The sequence below is a fragment of the Massilia agrisoli genome (assembly GCF_020831365.1).
Lineage (GTDB): Bacteria > Pseudomonadota > Gammaproteobacteria > Burkholderiales > Burkholderiaceae_D > Telluria_A > Telluria_A agrisoli.
Map to the genome: position 1 here is coordinate 770,115 of NZ_JAJHPV010000013.1, position 15,954 is coordinate 786,068.

The window sequence follows — 15,954 nt, forward strand, 5'->3', positions numbered from 1 at the left end:
AGTCAAGTATCGTCGAAAGGGTATGATGACTTCGCCGGCGGGGCCGGCATGCGTTTTCGATAAGGGGTACGCATGTATTACGGCGAACGTTTCAACAGCATCACCCATGTGGTGGGCGCGGCCCTGGCTGCGGTCAGCGGCGTGCTGTTGATCGCTGTGGCCGCCCGCGGCGGCGACCCATGGAAAATCGTCAGCTTCAGCTTGTATGCGGCCATGCTGCTGACCCTGTACCTGACGTCCAGCCTGTATCACAGCGTTCGCGGCGCGGCCAAGGATACGCTGCGCAAGATGGACCATTGCGCGATCTATCTGCTCATCGCAGGTACTTACACGCCTTTTACCCTGGTCACGCTGCGCGGCGCGTGGGGCTGGTCGATGTTTGGCGTGGTCTGGGCGCTTGCCCTGTTCGGCATCGCGCAGGAAATCTGGTACGCCAAAGCCGCGCGCATCCTGTCACTGGCCATCTACGTGATCATGGGCTGGCTGGCCATTGTCGGCGTCAAGCCGCTGATCGCGGCATTGGGCTGGGACGGCTTCCTCTGGCTGGCGGCGGGCGGCCTGTTTTATACCGTCGGCATCGCCTTTTACGCGACCGACCACAAGCTGCGCCATGGACACGGGATCTGGCATCTTTTCGTCCTTGGCGGCAGCATTTGCCACTACATCGCCGTGCTGTTTTACGTGGCCTGATGCAGGCATTGTCCCGAGGCCGAACAGTGGCCGCAGCAGAGGCACGCGCCGGACCAGCTCGAACGCAGCGAAACTGATGCACAAGGTCAGTACGGCCAGCGCGGCAGCTTCAGTGACAGGCGGCAGCGCGGCGGGCTTGAAGTTGTGGGCCAGGGCGACGATCAGGGTCTGGTGGAGGATGTACACGGGGAAGACGGCCTCGCCAAGGTATCGCCGGGCGCTGCTGTCGGCGTAGAGGTGGCGGTGGCCGAAGCCGCACGCGGCCACGATGGCGCTCCAGCCGCACAGCGTGTAGACCACACGCTGGACGTTGTACACTTGTTCCAGTACCGCCCGCTCAATCGAGGCATCCGGCCAGGCGAACGCCACCACCATGGCCGCCCAGCAGCCGAGCGCAACGCCCAGGGCCGGCCAGCGGATGGCATCGGTCCGCACCCAGAACAGTGGCTTGTGGGCCAGCAGCGCACCCAGCGCGAACAAGACGAAATAATGCGCGTGGTTGAACCAGTCGTCGATCAGCGCATGGGTGCTTTCGAAATGCGGCTGCAAGACCAGCCTTGCCACCGCAAGCACGGCGGCCGGCAGCACGATGATTCTCCACCCGCTCAGCCAGCCAGCAACCACATTCGACCACGCTGCAAACCGCGCCCCCGACATGTGCACGATCGCTGCAAACACCAGCGTGTACACCCACAGGTAGGCCACGAACCAAAGGTGGTTCCAGGTGGGCATGATCAAGCAGTCCGAACCGCGGCAAAAGCCGTCATGGGACGTGAGGTACAGCTGCATGAACTGGGCATAGCTGCCCGCATAGGCCACCTTTTCGACCACCTCGTAATACGCCTGCGGCGGCACCACGACGAACATCCCGAACAGCAGGGGGACCAGCAGGCGCCAGCTGCGCTTGCGCAGGAACACCGCCGTGCCATGCTTGCCCAGCATGCAACTGGCGGCGACGCCGGCCACCATGAAGAGCAAGCCCAGGCGCCAGGGCGACGACAGCAGCATCAGCGGCTCGATGGCTGTCCCGGCATGGGGACTTTTGACATGCCAGTCGTCGCTGACGTAATACATGCCTACGTGATAGAGGATCAGCACGAAAAACGCGAGGATGCGGATCCAGTCGAGGAAGAACAGGCGCGAGCCGGGGCGGTCGATTTGCATGGCGCAGGTCGTTTAGTTGAACACCAGCCAAGCTTAGGATTTGCCGCGCCGGCCGCAAACTGCTTTGTGGCGAAACGGGAAGCGGGCGGGGCGAACCGGAACCGGCGCCCGGTTCAGCGGGTGCGCTGCAAGCTGTCGAGCACCGCCGCCCGGTGCTGCCGGCTGCAGGGCACCCTGGCGCCGCCACGCAGCACCAGTTCGCAGTCGCCCTTGTCGAGCGAGACCACCTGCTCGACAAGCGCGGGCCGCACCGCGGCGCGCCGGTGGCAGCGCACGAAGGCCCCGTCCAGCTGGGCGAGCAGCCCGGTGAGCGTCTGGCGCAACAGCGGGTGCGCCGAAGCCGTATGAAGGATGACGTAGTTGTCGGCGGTTTCGATCCACTCGATGTCGTCGACCTTGATGACATGCGTGGTTCCCCGTTCCGTGACCAGCAGTTGGCGCACGGGCAGGCTTGTGGCCGCCATGGGAGTACGCAGGCGAAGGCGTTCGCGCACGCGCTCCAGCGTTCGCTGCAGGCGCGCCTGGTCATAGGGCTTGAGCAGGTAGTCGATGGCGTTCGCATCGAAGGCCTGGACGGCGTACTGGTCATATGCGGTAACAAACACGACCAGCGGAGCCGGCGCGGGCAGCGACGCGGCGAGCTCGATGCCCGTGACCTCGGGCATCTGGATGTCGAGAAATGCCACGTCGGGCGCAAACGCCGCGCACTGTTCCAGCGCGTCGATGGCGTCGCACGCTACCTGCACCGCCGCCATCCCCGGTTCCTGTTCCAGCATGCGCCGCAGCTTGTCGCGCGCGGGACGCTCGTCGTCGACGATCAGCACGCGCATGGCAGCCTCATCTCCGCGCGCACTCCGGCGGGCGCCAGCTGTTCAAGCGACAGCACGGCTGCGTCGCCGTACAGGACTGCCAGCCGCTGGCGCAGGTTCTTCAGGCCGGTGCCTGCATCCAGTTCGGCGGGCAGGAGGCCGCCATCGTCCTCCACCGACACCAGCAAGCTGTGCTGATGGCGCCGGGCCCGGACGATGACGGCGGTCGGCTGGCGGCGCTGCTCGACCGTATGCTTGAAAACGTTTTCCAGCAGTGGCTGCACGCTCATCACAGGCACCTTGCACGGCAGAGCGGCGTCGAGGATGTCCCAGCTGACCATAACGCGGCCGGCGAAGCGCTCTTCCATCACGCGCGAATACGCTTTCACCAGCCGCAGTTCGGCATCGAGGGTGGTTTCGGTCTGCTCGCTGGCGTCGAGCGTCACGCGCAGCACCTCGGCCAGCTGGACCAGGGTGGCGTCGGCCTTGTCCACGTCCGAGCGCATCAGCGACGACACCGTGTTCAGGGCATTGAACAGGAAGTGCGGCTGCATCTGCTGGGTCAGGCGCTGCAGCTGGGCCTGGCGCAGCAAGGTCGTGGATTTCTCGGCCCGCAGCTTTTCTTCAAGCAATTCGTGGTACGACAGGATGCCGAAGCGGATCAGCGTGAACATGCCGGCGAACACAGTAATCCTCAGCGATTCGTACACGAAGGTGTCGAGCCACGGCTCATGCCGGTACTCGGCGCCGGCCAGCGCGTAGACGGCGTGGCGCAGGCCGAAGGCCAGTGGGACGAAGGCAATCCAGTACACGGGCAGCCACAGCGCCTGGACGGCAAACCAGCGCCACGGCGTCGCCAGCAGGTAGTTGTAGCGGACGGTGGCGCGGTGCTGCAGCAGCACCAGCAGGGTGGCCGTCAGCATCGAGGACGTTTCCCACACCAGCGGTTGCCACAGCGCGGTGCCCTCGTCGCGCAGGTAATCCTGGACCGCCACCGACACCATGAGCACCCAGAACAAGAGCCAGCCGATGGCAACGACAACGCGGGTGCGGGTTGGGTACATGCTTGCTCAGCCTTCGTGAAGGGGAGGTTCCGGGATTGTTGAGTCCGGATAATAGCGCATCATCCTCACTCGCCGGCGGCGCGCTCCTCCTCGACATGCTTGAGCCGCTCGGCGTCGATCCGCACCTTCATCGCGGCCGCCTCGGCCATGAACTCGTCAACGCTGCGGTCGGGACTCGCGCGCATCTCGGGCGGCAACAGCAGCGGCATGTACAGCTGGTCTGCCACGCGGCCGCTGGCCTGCAGGTTGCCCACCAGGGTCAGCCCCGAGCCGAGCAGGGCGAGCAGCGCGCAGCTGCTGGCGAAGTAGCGCCTGCGCTGCGGCCTGACGGTACCGAGGTGGAAGTACACCATGCCCGCCATCAAGGCGATCGCCACATGCATGCCGTAGCGCACCAGCCATTCAAGCGACCATGCATAGGCGGCCATGCTCGACACAATCTTGTACACGGCGAGCGCGGCCAGTCCGCAGCCAAAGATGAACAGGTGCCGGCCAAGCCGCGCGTGGCGTCCGAACAGGCGGTTGGCGAATGCCCACATGCCGCCCCAGACCAGGCCGGCAGCCACCCCGTACGCCAGCGCCTGCAGGTAGCGGCTCAGCTGGAAAGGCCTGGTGTCGCCCAGCCACACAGTCAGCAGTGCGACGATGCCGATCAGTAGCATTCCCGCCAGGCCGGGCAGCGCGCCTTCCCAGCCATGCATGGTGCGGTCGACCAGTTCCGGCGGCACCGGAAAATCGGCCCCGCGCACGCGCAGGCTGGTGTGGCCCATCCGGATCACGGTGTCGCCGGTCAGTTCGATGCTGCCGTGGCGTTTGCCACGGTAGACCACGCCGTTTTTGGTGCCCAGGTCGCGCAGCAGCAGGCGCCCGTCGGCGCCGCCCTCGATCACGGCATGGGCGGGCGCGGCGTGGGCGTCGTCGAGGATGAAGTCGTTATCGTAGCCGCGCCCCAGCCGGATCGGCAGCCCGGCCACCTGGTGCCGGTGCAGCACGTCGCCGTTGCGGGCCAGGGTCTCGATGAAGTAGGGCGCCTTCATCGCTTGCCGCTCCGCCCCAGCGCGGACAGGAAGGCGCGCGTGGTGCGCAGGCCGTTCTCGTACGACACGCCGGTGACGTCGAGCCGGCTTTGCAGGCTGGCGCGGGCGTCGTCGGTGCTGGCGGTCAGCAGGGTAAAGTTGTACAAGCCCTCGAATTTCTTGTACGCGCGCACGCAGGTGACGGCGCGCAATGGCAAGGTTTTGGTGGTGACGAAACTCTCGGTGCACTTCGGTTCGGTCAGGCGCACGTCGCGTGCGCTGCCCAGCTTGTCCGTCTTGAACACGCCCGTGGCCATCACGGCGAAGCGCACCGGGTCAAGGCTGGTCGAGCGGATGTAATGGTGGACCATCGACACGTGCCCGGTCTGCTGGGTTTCGGAGACAAACACGGCCGACTCCATCGAGCAGGCGATCGTGTCGGCGTTGAAGGTGGCTTCGGCCTGGTCGTTGGAACGGCCCCAGCAGCGCACCTGGCCCGATTCGCGCACCGGCACATGGTAAGGCCCCATCAGCTTCAGCGACAGCGGCTGGTCAAGCAGGCGGTCGATCATGCCGCGCTGGTGGCTCAGCAGCTGCTGGGCGATGTGCGGATTGAAATCCTTCGGCGCGCGGGCCTGGCTGGCCACCTTGTCCAGCAATTCCTGGGCATAGCGTATCGGCACCAGGAAACTGACCAGTTCGCCATCGCGGCGGCGCGAGACGTTGACGCCGGCCACCATGCCGTCCGCCGTCACGCTGGGCCCGCCGCTCATGCCCGAGTTGATCGGCCCGGTGAACATCAGGTGGTCGTAGAAGCTGCGCGTGACGATGCCGTTGTAGGCGCCTTCGGAGATCGCAAAGCCGAGGTCGAGGGGATTGCCCAGCGAGTAGAGGTACTGGCCCTGGGTCAGCGTGGCCTTGGTCGGGATATTGAAGAAGCCGCTGCCGAAACGGTCGACCCGGACCACCGCCAGGTCGTGCAGCACGTCCACGGCCAGCAATTCGATCGGGCCGCTCTTGCCGTCGGTGTCGACATACTCGCCGCTGTAGACGTCGGGGTCGAGGGCCATCTGCGACACCACGTGGTAATTGGTCAGCACCAGGTTGCTGGTGCCCACCAAAAAACCGGAGCCGACTGTCGACTGGCTGCGTCCGCTCTTGAGCAGCATGCGGATCTGCAGCAAATCGCCCTGCGCCGCCGAGTACACCTGTTGCGCCGCGGACGAGGGCGGCGGCAAGGTGGTGTTCTGGTCGGCTTCGGCCTCGGCGGCCGGCGGGGTTGCGCCGGGCGGCACGGCGGCAGGCGGAATCACGCCGGGCGGGACAGCGGCGGGGGGGATTGGGCGGGACGGGGTGGCGGCAGGCGCGGCGCGCTGCCTGGGCGGAGCTGGTGCCGCCTGCTGCGCGGCTGCCGCCAGCGCGCTGGCAAGGCACAGCAGCGCTGCGGTAATCGTTCGTTTCATGCGCATCGTCGGGCAGGTCAGGCGTCAGACTAACTTACCCCAAGCTTAACGCATTTTTAGCCGGTTACAGTTGCCCGTCTTCGACCACTGCGTCGAGCTGGGGCTGCATCATGTGGCCCAGCTTGGCTTCCTTGGTGTTCAGGTAACTGTTGTTGAAAGCATTGCGGTTCACCAGCAGCGGCACTCGCTCGCTGACCTTGACGCCCAGCTTCTCCATGGCGTCGATCTTGCGCGGGTTGTTGGTCATCAGGCGCAGCGACTTGATGTCGAACTGGGCCAGCATCGGCTTGCACAGCTCGTAGTTGCGCGCGTCGGCGTGGAAGCCCAGCTGCAGGTTGGCTTCGACGGTGTCGGCGCCGGCTTCCTGCAGGCGGTAAGCGCGGATCTTGTTGACAAGGCCAATACCGCGCCCTTCCTGGCGCAGGTACAGCAGGATGCCGCGGCCTTCATCGGCGATCTTCTTGAGCGCGCCTTCCAGCTGGGCGCCGCAGTCGCAGCGCTGCGAAAACAGCACGTCGCCGGTCAGGCATTCGGAATGCACGCGCGCCAGCACGGGCTCGCCGTTGCTGATGTCGCCCAGGGTCATCGCCAGGTGTTCCTTGCCAGTCGAATGTTCCACAAACGCGTGCAAGGTGAACTGCGCCCAGGGCGTAGGCAGCAGGCACGATGTGGTGTAGTCCAACAGTTCTTCGGAAGGCAGGGTGGCAGGCATGGCTTGATCTCAAATCTATTTCTATACCCGCAAGTGTAGCGGAAATCCGCTACAGCCGTTGGAGGAGGGCCTCCAGCTTTGCCCGCCAGCAGGCTAGTACGGCAGGTCGAACAGCAGCACCTCGGCCGCCTGCGCGCCGGACAGGCTGATGCGGTCCTCGTCCGTTATTTTGAGCGCGTCGCCTCCCGCGAGCGGGGTACCGTTGACGGTTACGCCGCCGCGCACAACGTGCACATAGGCGCTGCGGCCCGCCGCCAGCGGGTGGTCGAGCTGGTCGCCCGGATGCATGATCGTCGCGTACACGGCGGCATCCTGGTGGATCAGCACCGATCCCTCGCGCCCGTCCTTCGACGCGATCAGCTTCAGCTTGCCGGCCTTGCTGTCGGGCGTGAAATGCTTTTCCTCGTAACTGGGCTCGATATTGGTGACATTCGGCTGGATCCAGATTTGCAGGAAATGCACCGGTTCGGTCCGCGAACCGTTGAATTCGCTGTGCCGCACCCCGCTGCCGGCCGACATGCGCTGCACATCGCCGTAGTGCAGCACCGACCCCGTGCCGAGGCTGTCCTTGTGTTCCAGCGCGCCTTCCAGCACGTAGGAAATGATCTCCATGTCACGGTGGCCGTGGGCGCCGAATCCCTGGCCCGGGGCCACCCGGTCCTCGTTGATTACCAGCAGGGGGCCGAAACCGGTATGGCGCGGGTCCTGGTAACTGCCGAAAGAAAAGCTGTGCTTCGAATGGAGCCAGCCGTGATTCGCGTCGCCGCGCTCGTCGCTTTTGCGGATTTGCAGCATGCCACTCTCCTGTTTGTTGACGTTTTCGCAAAGATCAGTATAAAGCGAATAAAAATCGGTGCGCACGCCCCACAAACGATGCCAAATGTTGGTATGAATTAACAATTTCCGGGTAACATGACAGATCACTTTTACCCATCTGGCATTTGATGAATTCTGTAGCAGCTGCGCCCATGTTCTTCGTTCACGTTCTTGCAAACCGCAATGGCACCCCTGCCGCCTTGCTGGCCGATGGGGCCGGCGACGCCGTTGCGTTGCTCGGTTTGTTCGAATCGGACCTGGCCAGGGTGCTGCCGGCGGCCGTGCCGTGTTTTGTCCCGGCGGGGCTGGAACCTTCCTTGCGGCAGGCATATGCCGAGGCCGGCTGGAAGCAGGTCGATGACGGGGCGGTATTACGCGCCAACAGCCCGTTTGTCCGCAGCGAATTGCCGGCGGACGTCAAATGGATCGACGGCGACTGGTACCTGGCGCCGCCGGAAAAGGCCAGCGGGGCACAGGCGGCGTCGCGCTCGCTGGCGCTTCAGCTGGTGCAACTGGTCGGCGCCGACGCCGACACCCATGAAATCGAAGCGCTGCTGCGCCAGGACGTCGCGCTGTCCTATCACCTGCTGCGCCTCGTCAATTCGCTGGGAGTAGGGGGCGGGCGCAAGGTCAACAGCTTCGCGCAGGCTATCCTTATCCTTGGGCGACAGCAACTGCGCCGCTGGCTCAACCTGATGCTGTTTGCCGCCCGGCAGGGCGATGTGCGCAGCGCCATGCTGCTGTCGCGCGTCGCCATGCGCGGCCGCGCCATCGAGCTGCTGGCCAAGGCCGGGGGCTACGACAGGAACATGCAGGAACAGGGCTTCATGGCCGGCATGTTTTCGCTGCTTGGCGTGTTGTTCGGCATGCCGCTGGCAGAGGTGCTGGCGCCGCTGGCGATCAGCAATGCCGTCCGCGCCGCATTGCTGGAGCGCGAAGGCGAGCTCGGTGCGCTGCTGGCGCTGGTCGAAAGCGCGGAACGCGGCGACTTCGCCGATGTAGCGGCCAAGCTGGCAGGGTTGCAGCTGGACACCGCCGATTTCAACGAGGCTGTACTGGAGGCCGCCGGCTGGATGCTGGAGGTCGTCAAGGAGACCAAGGGTGAAACCAATGCCTGACCGCGCACTTGAACGTTGCCTGGCCCTGCTGCGCGGCGCCCGCGGCCTCGATGGTGCGGCGCTGGCCCACTCGCTCGACGAGCTGGAAGCAGCCATTTTGGTGCTCGCCGCCGGCAAGGTGACCCCGCCCCCGTGCGCGGTCAGCGCTGAACCTTTCAACCCGGATGAACCTGCCATCGTGCTCGACCTGGCCGGTTACCTGACAGGCTGGAATTCGGCCGCGGCCACCTTGTTTGGCTACACGGCCGAGGAGGCGATCGGCCAGCACGTGCTGTTCCTGTATGCCGAGGGCGACGACGATGCCGACATCGCCGAACTGTTCCTCGAATCGGGCAGCGACCTGATCGAAGTGCGCCGCCGCAAAAAGAACGGCGAGATTATCGGCGTGCGGCTGGCGCTGTCGCTGCTCAAGGACGACAACGGCGAAGCGAACGGCATGCTGGTGCACGTCTCGCCAATCGTCGAGGAGCTGGGCGACCAGGACAAGGTGCGCCTGCACGCCCGCATCATCGAAGACAGCGACCAGGGCGTGTTGATTACCGATTCGAGCGAACGTATCGTTTCGATCAACAGCGCCTTCACCCGCATCACCGGCTATGCGCCGGTCGAAGCCATCGGCAAGACGCCCGACCTGCTGCGCTCTGGCGTGCACGACGCCGAGTTCCGCGCCAAGGTGCGCGCCGCAATGCGCGGCAATGGCCCGTGGCGCGGCGAGATTGTCGGCAAGCGCAAGAATGGCGACCTGTTCCCGCAATCGGTCACCATCAGCGCGGTGCGCGACAGCGAAGGGCGGATCACCCACACCTTCTCGCTGTTCTCGGACATCAGCGTGCACAAGGCCGCCGAGGCGCGCGTGCAGCGCATGGCCAACTACGACAGCCTCACCGGCCTGCCCAACCGCAGCCTGTTGACCCACCTGCTCGGGCAGGCGCTGATGGATGCGCGCCGCGCCAACCAGTATGGCGCCCTGATGGTGGTCGAAGTCAACCGCATGGCGGCCATCAGCGACACCCTCGGCCATGACGTGGCCAGCCAGCTGCTGTGCGAGATCGGCCGCCGCTTCCGCCACCTGCTGCGCGACGCCGACATCCTGGCGCGCATCGACGGAAGCAAGTTCGCCGTCGCGCTGCCGCAGATCGACCGCCGTGAGAGCGCCGCCATCGTCGTCAGGAAGATGCTGGCCGCGCTGGCGGTGCCGCTGGTGATCGACGGCCATAACCTGCAGGTCAGCGCCAACATCGGCGTGTCGGTCTACCCGGAAGATTCGTCCGACGCCGCATCGCTGATCCGCTGCGCCGACGTGGCCATGGCCAAGGCCCAGGAAAGCGGCGGCGGCACCTTCCTGTTCTACCGCGAGCAGATGGACCTGCGCGCCAAGGAAGACCTGATGCTGGAGGCGGAGCTGCGCACCGCGGTCAACGAAGGCCAGCTCGAACTGCATTACCAGCCGAAGGTGAGCCTGCGCAGCGGCCGCATCGTCGGCGCCGAGGCGCTGATCCGCTGGCGCCACCCGGAACGCGGCATGATTTCGCCGGGCGTGTTCATCGCGCTGGCCGAGGAAACCGGCATGATCCACGACATCGGCTCGTGGGTGCTGGAAGAAGCCTGCCGCCAGATCGGCGCATGGCGCAACGCAGGGCTGGTGATGCCGCCGGTGGCTGTCAACCTGTCTGCGCGCCAGTTCGACCGCCGCCTGCCGGCGCGCATTTTGGCTGTGCTGGACCGCCACGGCGTGCTGCCCGAGCAGATCATGCTGGAGATTACCGAGAGCCTGCTGGTGGGCGGCGCCGATAACATTGTCGCCATCATGAACGAGCTGGTGGCAATGGGCCTGGCGCTGGCGCTGGACGACTTCGGCACTGGCTATTCCAGCCTGGCCTACCTGAAGAAATTCCCGATCTCGACATTGAAGATCGACCGCGCCTTCGTGGTCGGCCTGCCGCATGAGGAAAGCGACTGCGCGATTGCCCGCGCGATCGTCACGATGGCCAAGCAGCTGCGCCAGGAAATCGTCGCGGAGGGCGTCGAAACCGAAGAGCAGATGGCTTTCCTGCGCGACCTCGGCTGCGACCAGCTGCAGGGCTGGCTGTTCAGCCCAGCCGTGACCGGCGCCGAGTTCGAGCGCATGCTGCGCGACGGCGACCGCCTCAGCGTCAGCCGTGTGCCCGCCGCGACATAAGCATTTTCGAGCGGCCGGCTAGCGGCGCCCGCGCAGCGGATCGAGCAGCCCCTTCAGGTCATTGTGGTCCAGCTCGTACATCAATTCCAGCAATTCGCCCAGCTCGCCCTTCGGAAAGCCCTCGCGCGCGAACCAGCCCAGGTAGTGGGCGGGCAGCTCGGCGATCACGCGGCCCTTGTACTTCCCAAAAGGCATTTCTCGCGTCAACAGCAATGACAGGTGCTCGGGTTTCATGCGCGTATATGTATATGTATGTCGTGAAAATATAGATGATCAAAAGCTATTCTTGGTAAGAACGCTACGGTAATATACCTCGCCGGGATGGGCTTCGGGCCATCCCATTTGCTGGTAGTCCCTCGCCAAACGTCACCATGAGGTTTTCTATGCGTTTTCGCCATATCCCCGTCCTTCTGGCGGGCCTTTCACTGTCGCTGTCGGCAGTCGCCGCAACCAGCGACCGCTGGAAGCTGCCGGTCAATGTCAAAAAACTTGATAACGGCCTGACCGTCATTGTTTCCGAAGACCACAGCTCGCCGACAGTCGGCGTCAGCGTGGTGTACCACGTCGGCATGCGCCTCGAGCCGAAGAACCGCACCGGCTTCGCGCACCTGTTCGAGCACCTGATGTTCCAGGGGACGCCAAACGCACCGAAGGGCGTCTTCGACAAGACCATCACCGGCGGTGGCGGCAACAACAACGGCTCGACCCGTGCGGACTTCACCAACTACATTGAAACCGCGCCCGTGTCGGCGCTCGACGCCATCCTGTGGCTCGAAGCGGACCGCATGAAGACCCTCGACTTCAACGAAAAAACGCTGAAGAACCAGCAGGACGTGGTGAAGGAAGAAATCCGCGTCAACGTGAAGAACCAGCCTTACGGCGGCTTCATGTGGATCGACATCGGCCAGCACGCGTTCCAGAAGTGGGAGAACAACCACGACGGCTACGGCAGCTTCCAGGACCTGGAAGGCGCCAGCCTGGAGGACGTGCGCAACTTCCACCGCGACTACTACGGCCCGAACAACGCGGTGCTGTCGATCGCTGGCGACGTGACGCCGGCGCAGGGCTTCGCGCTGGCCAAGAAGTATTTCGGCGATATCGCAAAGCGCCCGACGCCGAAGTCGGGCGACTTCAGCGAGCCGCTCAACACCGCTGAAAAGCGCATCGAGCAAAGCGACACGCTGGCCCAGGTGCCCGCGATTGCGGCTGCCTGGAAGATGCCGGACCGCGGTAGTCGCGACCAGGCGCCGATGGCCGTGCTGGGCGAACTGCTGGCTGGCAGCGACGCATCGCTGTTCTACCAGGGTATCGTCAAGGGCCGCGAGCTGGCGCTGAACGTCGACGCGCTGTACGGACTGACCAGCCCATGGGAATACGACGGCCCGACCCTGTACACCGTTTTCTTCGTCTACAAGCCAAGCACCAACGCGGACGCCATGCTGACCGCGATGGATGAAGAAATCGCCAAGGTCGTCAAGAACGGCGTCGACGACGCGACGCTCAAGCGCGTCAAGACCAGCATGCTGGCCGACTGGAACAACTCGCTTGAGAGCTTCATCAGCCGCGCCGACAGGCTGGCCAAGCTGCAGACCCTGTGGGGCGACGCCAACGTGGTCAACAAGATCCCATCGTGGATCGAAGGCGTTACCTCGGCGGACCTGCAGCGCGTCGCCAAAACGTACCTGACCCGCGAGAACCGCACGGTCATCGACCGCAAACCGGTTGCCGCCGCCAAGCCTGCCGCACCAGCACCGGCCGCAGCACCTGCACCAGCACCAGCGCCTGCCGGCGCCAAATCATAAAGGAGCGCATCGATGAAAAAACTGATGCTGGCATTGACCATTACCCTGATGTTCGCGCCTTCGGCCTACGCTGCCGGCGCCGACAGCAAGGCTGCCAACACCTTGCCGCCATTCGGCAAGGAGAAAACCATTCCGGCGCCGCAGATCGCCAAGAAAGTTCTGTCGAACGGACTTGAAGTGTGGGTCGTTCCGCGCAAGGGACTGCCGCGCGTGGACTACGTGCTGGCCGTGCGCGATTCGGGCCTTGCCGCCGACGACAAGAACCACCCCGGCTTCGCCAAGCTGCTCGCGGGCCTGCTCAACGAAGGCTCCACCAAGCGCGATTCGCGCGCGATCGCCGAACTGGCGCAAAGCTACGGCGGCTCGGTTGCCGCCAGCCCGGGCAACGACGGCATTACCGTGTTCGCCAACGCAGTGACCTCGAATGCCGGCCCGATGATGAACCTGCTCGCCGAAGTGGCGCGCATGCCGTCGTTCCCGGCCAAGGAAGTCGAGCTGGCCAAGGCCAACGCGCTACAGGCGCTGCGTGTGTCCGAGACCACGCCGCGCTTCCGCGCCGAGCGCGCGATCAGCAAGGCGATCTACGGCGACCACCCATACGGGAACACGACCGAGACGGCCGAGTCGATCAGCAGCACCACCGAAGAACTGCTGCGCACCGAGCACGCAAAGCGCTTCCGTCCGGAGCGCAGCCTGCTGGTGATCACCGGCCGCATCTCGCAGGCTGACGCGATGAAGTTCGCGCAGGCGGCGTTCGGCGACTGGAAGGGGCAGGGCGCAGCGGCGCCTGCGACCCCGGCGTTCACGGCATCGGCCAAGCCAGTGCGCATCCTGCTGCAGCGCGATGGCAGCGTGCAGTCGACCTTGCGCCTGGGCGGCCCTGGCATTCCAGCCACCTCGGCCGACTATGTGCCGCTGCGCCTGGCCAGCACCATCCTGGGCGGCGGCTTCTCGAGCCGGGTTAACACCAACCTGCGTGAGGAGAAGGGCTACACCTATGGCGCGTCGGCAGGTGCACGCACCATGCGTACCGGTGGCGGCATCGTCGGCGGCGCAGACGTACGCAACGAGGTGACCGGCGCGGCGCTGACCGAGTACTTCGGCGAGTATCGCCGCCTTGGTGGCGATCTGGTTCCCGCTGACGAAATGAGCATGAACAAGCGCTACGTCGCGGGTACCTACCTGATCACCAACCAGTTGCAGCGCGCGGTGGCATCGACGCTGGCCAACAACTGGCTGGTCGGCCTGCCGTCCGAGTTCCTGGGGGAGTTCGTGCCGGCGATCCAGAAGGTCACGCCTGAGCAGGTTCGCGACATGGGCAAGAAGTACTTCGCGCCTGAAACCCAATCGATTGTGGTGGTCGGCGATAATGCATCGGTGTCGACGCAGCTGAAGCAGTTCGGCGACTTTACTGTCACCGACAAGTAAGGGCTTTTGCGTTCATACGAACGGCCAGGGTAGCGATACCCTGGCCGTTTGTTTTGGCTATGTCACCGTTAAGTATGGAATTCAGCACGTCGTTCCCGCGAAAGCGGGAACCGATGTATGCGCTGGAGGTCGAATCGTTTTATTACTGATCGTCTTCAGTATCGGGTCCCGCGTGCGCGGAAACGACGATGGTGTAGCGCTTCCACACTTAACGGTGACATAGCTTTTTTTGGGGCTTGGCTGTAAGCGTAGAGGGCATGATAAAACGTCTCGCCGTGTCTCCAATGGATGAGGGCGCAGGCCAGCGAAACGTCGAACGGTGTGTGCGCCCCGATCGCGGCCGAACTCAGGTCACGGCCGAGAACTCTTTCCCGATGTCTTCAATGCCGAACCGTAGCTGGGGGTGTCCGCTTTCGACCCAAAGTGGACGCAGCTCAGTGCGCACTGGTAACGTGGCCTTAGTACAGGCTAGGGCCGACTTTCCTCCAAACCCGTTTGATCAGGATGATCCATTATCTCTGCCGGAGCCAGCGCGACGGCATCTCTGAAGTGTTATCAGAGGTGTTATACTAAAGTAACGAATTGATTGGTGGAGCGGACGGTGCGAAAAATTTTGATTTTTGCAGGAGCAGGCGCGTCGCGAGGTTTGTCACAAGAGAAGTATCCCATGGCCCTTGACTTTAGAAAAAGACTGCCGGAGGATATCATTTCTAACCGGCTCTTCCAGGCCGTTGAAAGTTGTGTTCTGAGAACTCAGGGATTATCTCAAGTAGACATTGAACACATCTTATGGGAACTGAATGCAGCGCGAGCTGCATTTGCACAAGTAAGCAGCGGAACTTTCGCGGCAGAATTACTCGCAACGAACCAAATCCGGCAGATCATCGGTGATGGAGCCGTAAGCGGACAGAGCATCATTCAAGTAACTTCTGCTATTGGTCACCACATTGACGCCTTGGCTGATAAGATCAACGCACTTGTCTATAAGCTCTATTCGAAAACGCCGTCTGTTGAGGAGCTTGATAGGACGTGGATGCCGCTGCTGACAGCTGATGGTCTGCAAAAATTCGACAAGATTGATGTCGTTACAACCAACTACGACATGGTGCTCGAGACAGCGATCCGGAAATCGAAGACGAATGTTTCGCTCGGCTATGCCGATGGGATTTTTCAAGAGGTCGATATCAATCAATGGGCGGGGGAGTCGCAACGCGGCCTGTTAACCAAGCTTCATGGGTCAGTTGACTGGATGCGCGGCGAACCGGAAGATGATGAGTCAACCGATATAATCATCAGGCGAGGCAATCCCAATTTCTACGGAAACCATAGTGACCGGCTAATTCTCTACCCGGGTTTCAAAGGAATGGCAAGTCGAGAGCCTTTTAACACATTTCATACATATTTTCGCAAGCAAATCCGGGCGGCGACGCATATACTTTTTATTGGTTTTGCGTTTCGCGACGAGCACATCGAGACGATTCTCCAAGAAATTGGCTCTAACGGGCAAGTGGCAAATTGGAACCCAGCAGATCAGCCTGAGCGATCATATCTGAAGGACGCTCTGCATATAAAAGAACCTTTTGGTGCACAGATAAATGTTGGCTTGGGATCAAATTCTAACCTCCCCTCAAAGCTCGTTGAGTGGCTGCATTCCGAATAGGATATGTGCTAACAGCGCGGCCAGTTCCCGCTG

13 protein-coding genes and 1 pseudogene are annotated in these 15,954 nt (G+C 63.4%); 6 read left to right on the top strand and 8 right to left on the bottom strand.

The window, feature by feature from the left end:
* Positions 1 to 72: 72 nt before the first annotated feature.
* Positions 73 to 690 (top strand): PAQR family membrane homeostasis protein TrhA, encoded by a 618-nt coding sequence (gene trhA, locus LMJ30_RS12540; protein ID WP_229432673.1) that lies wholly within the window; start codon positions 73 to 75, stop codon positions 688 to 690.
* A 75-nt stretch (positions 691 to 765) separates the two neighbouring features.
* Here the strand turns inward: trhA and LMJ30_RS12545 are convergent.
* The 7 genes and pseudogenes from LMJ30_RS12545 to LMJ30_RS12575 form a co-directional block, all read right to left on the bottom strand.
* Positions 766 to 1,854, bottom strand: a pseudogene (locus tag LMJ30_RS12545) (acyltransferase family protein); the annotation flags it as partial.
* 113 nt (positions 1,855 to 1,967) lie between these two features.
* On the bottom strand, positions 1,968 to 2,630 hold the full coding sequence (locus LMJ30_RS12550) for a LytR/AlgR family response regulator transcription factor (protein ID WP_229432674.1): 663 nt from the start codon (positions 2,628 to 2,630) through the stop codon (positions 1,968 to 1,970).
* Positions 2,631 to 2,671: 41 nt separating this feature from the next.
* Complete coding sequence (locus tag LMJ30_RS12555; protein WP_229432675.1) at positions 2,672 to 3,727, bottom strand: sensor histidine kinase; 1,056 nt, start codon at positions 3,725 to 3,727, stop codon at positions 2,672 to 2,674.
* Positions 3,728 to 3,792: 65 nt separating this feature from the next.
* Complete coding sequence (locus LMJ30_RS12560; RefSeq protein WP_229432676.1) at positions 3,793 to 4,764, bottom strand: FHA domain-containing protein; 972 nt, start codon at positions 4,762 to 4,764, stop codon at positions 3,793 to 3,795.
* On the bottom strand, positions 4,761 to 6,206 hold the full coding sequence (locus LMJ30_RS12565) for a S1 family peptidase (RefSeq protein WP_229432677.1): 1,446 nt from the start codon (positions 6,204 to 6,206) through the stop codon (positions 4,761 to 4,763). Before LMJ30_RS12565 ends, LMJ30_RS12560 begins: the two co-directional genes overlap by 4 nt.
* A gap of 64 nt (positions 6,207 to 6,270) precedes the next feature.
* Positions 6,271 to 6,918, bottom strand: a complete 648-nt coding sequence (ribA, locus tag LMJ30_RS12570; protein WP_229432678.1) for a GTP cyclohydrolase II — start codon at positions 6,916 to 6,918, stop codon at positions 6,271 to 6,273.
* A 93-nt stretch (positions 6,919 to 7,011) separates the two neighbouring features.
* On the bottom strand, positions 7,012 to 7,713 hold the full coding sequence (locus LMJ30_RS12575; protein WP_229432679.1) for a pirin family protein: 702 nt from the start codon (positions 7,711 to 7,713) through the stop codon (positions 7,012 to 7,014).
* 173 nt (positions 7,714 to 7,886) lie between these two features.
* Here LMJ30_RS12575 and LMJ30_RS12580 point away from each other — a divergent pair, with 173 nt between their 5' ends.
* Together LMJ30_RS12580 and LMJ30_RS12585 are read left to right on the top strand one after the other, a co-directional pair.
* Positions 7,887 to 8,852: an EAL and HDOD domain-containing protein gene (locus LMJ30_RS12580; protein ID WP_229432680.1), complete on the top strand. Its 966-nt coding sequence runs from the start codon at positions 7,887 to 7,889 to the stop codon at positions 8,850 to 8,852.
* Positions 8,845 to 11,031 carry a putative bifunctional diguanylate cyclase/phosphodiesterase gene (locus LMJ30_RS12585; RefSeq protein ID WP_229433010.1) on the top strand — a complete coding sequence of 729 codons (2,187 nt, stop codon included), beginning with the start codon at positions 8,845 to 8,847 and terminating at the stop codon, positions 11,029 to 11,031. Before LMJ30_RS12580 ends, LMJ30_RS12585 begins: the two co-directional genes overlap by 8 nt.
* Before the next feature lie 18 nt (positions 11,032 to 11,049).
* On the opposite strand, the gene LMJ30_RS12590 is transcribed toward LMJ30_RS12585, so the two are convergent.
* On the bottom strand, positions 11,050 to 11,265 hold the full coding sequence (locus LMJ30_RS12590; RefSeq protein ID WP_229432681.1) for a DUF3820 family protein: 216 nt from the start codon (positions 11,263 to 11,265) through the stop codon (positions 11,050 to 11,052).
* Between the two features lie 149 nt (positions 11,266 to 11,414).
* On the opposite strand from LMJ30_RS12590, the gene LMJ30_RS12595 reads away from it, so the two are divergent.
* From LMJ30_RS12595 to LMJ30_RS12605, 3 genes are all read left to right on the top strand, one after another.
* Positions 11,415 to 12,833 (top strand): M16 family metallopeptidase, encoded by a 1,419-nt coding sequence (locus LMJ30_RS12595; RefSeq protein WP_229432682.1) that lies wholly within the window; start codon positions 11,415 to 11,417, stop codon positions 12,831 to 12,833.
* A 12-nt stretch (positions 12,834 to 12,845) separates the two neighbouring features.
* On the top strand, positions 12,846 to 14,261 hold the full coding sequence (locus LMJ30_RS12600; RefSeq protein WP_229432683.1) for a M16 family metallopeptidase: 1,416 nt from the start codon (positions 12,846 to 12,848) through the stop codon (positions 14,259 to 14,261).
* Positions 14,262 to 14,928: 667 nt separating this feature from the next.
* The gene (locus tag LMJ30_RS12605; RefSeq protein WP_229432684.1) at positions 14,929 to 15,921 is read left to right on the top strand and encodes an SIR2 family protein; all 993 of its coding nucleotides are present in this window, start codon (positions 14,929 to 14,931) and stop codon (positions 15,919 to 15,921) included.
* Positions 15,922 to 15,954: the final 33 nt, after the last annotated feature.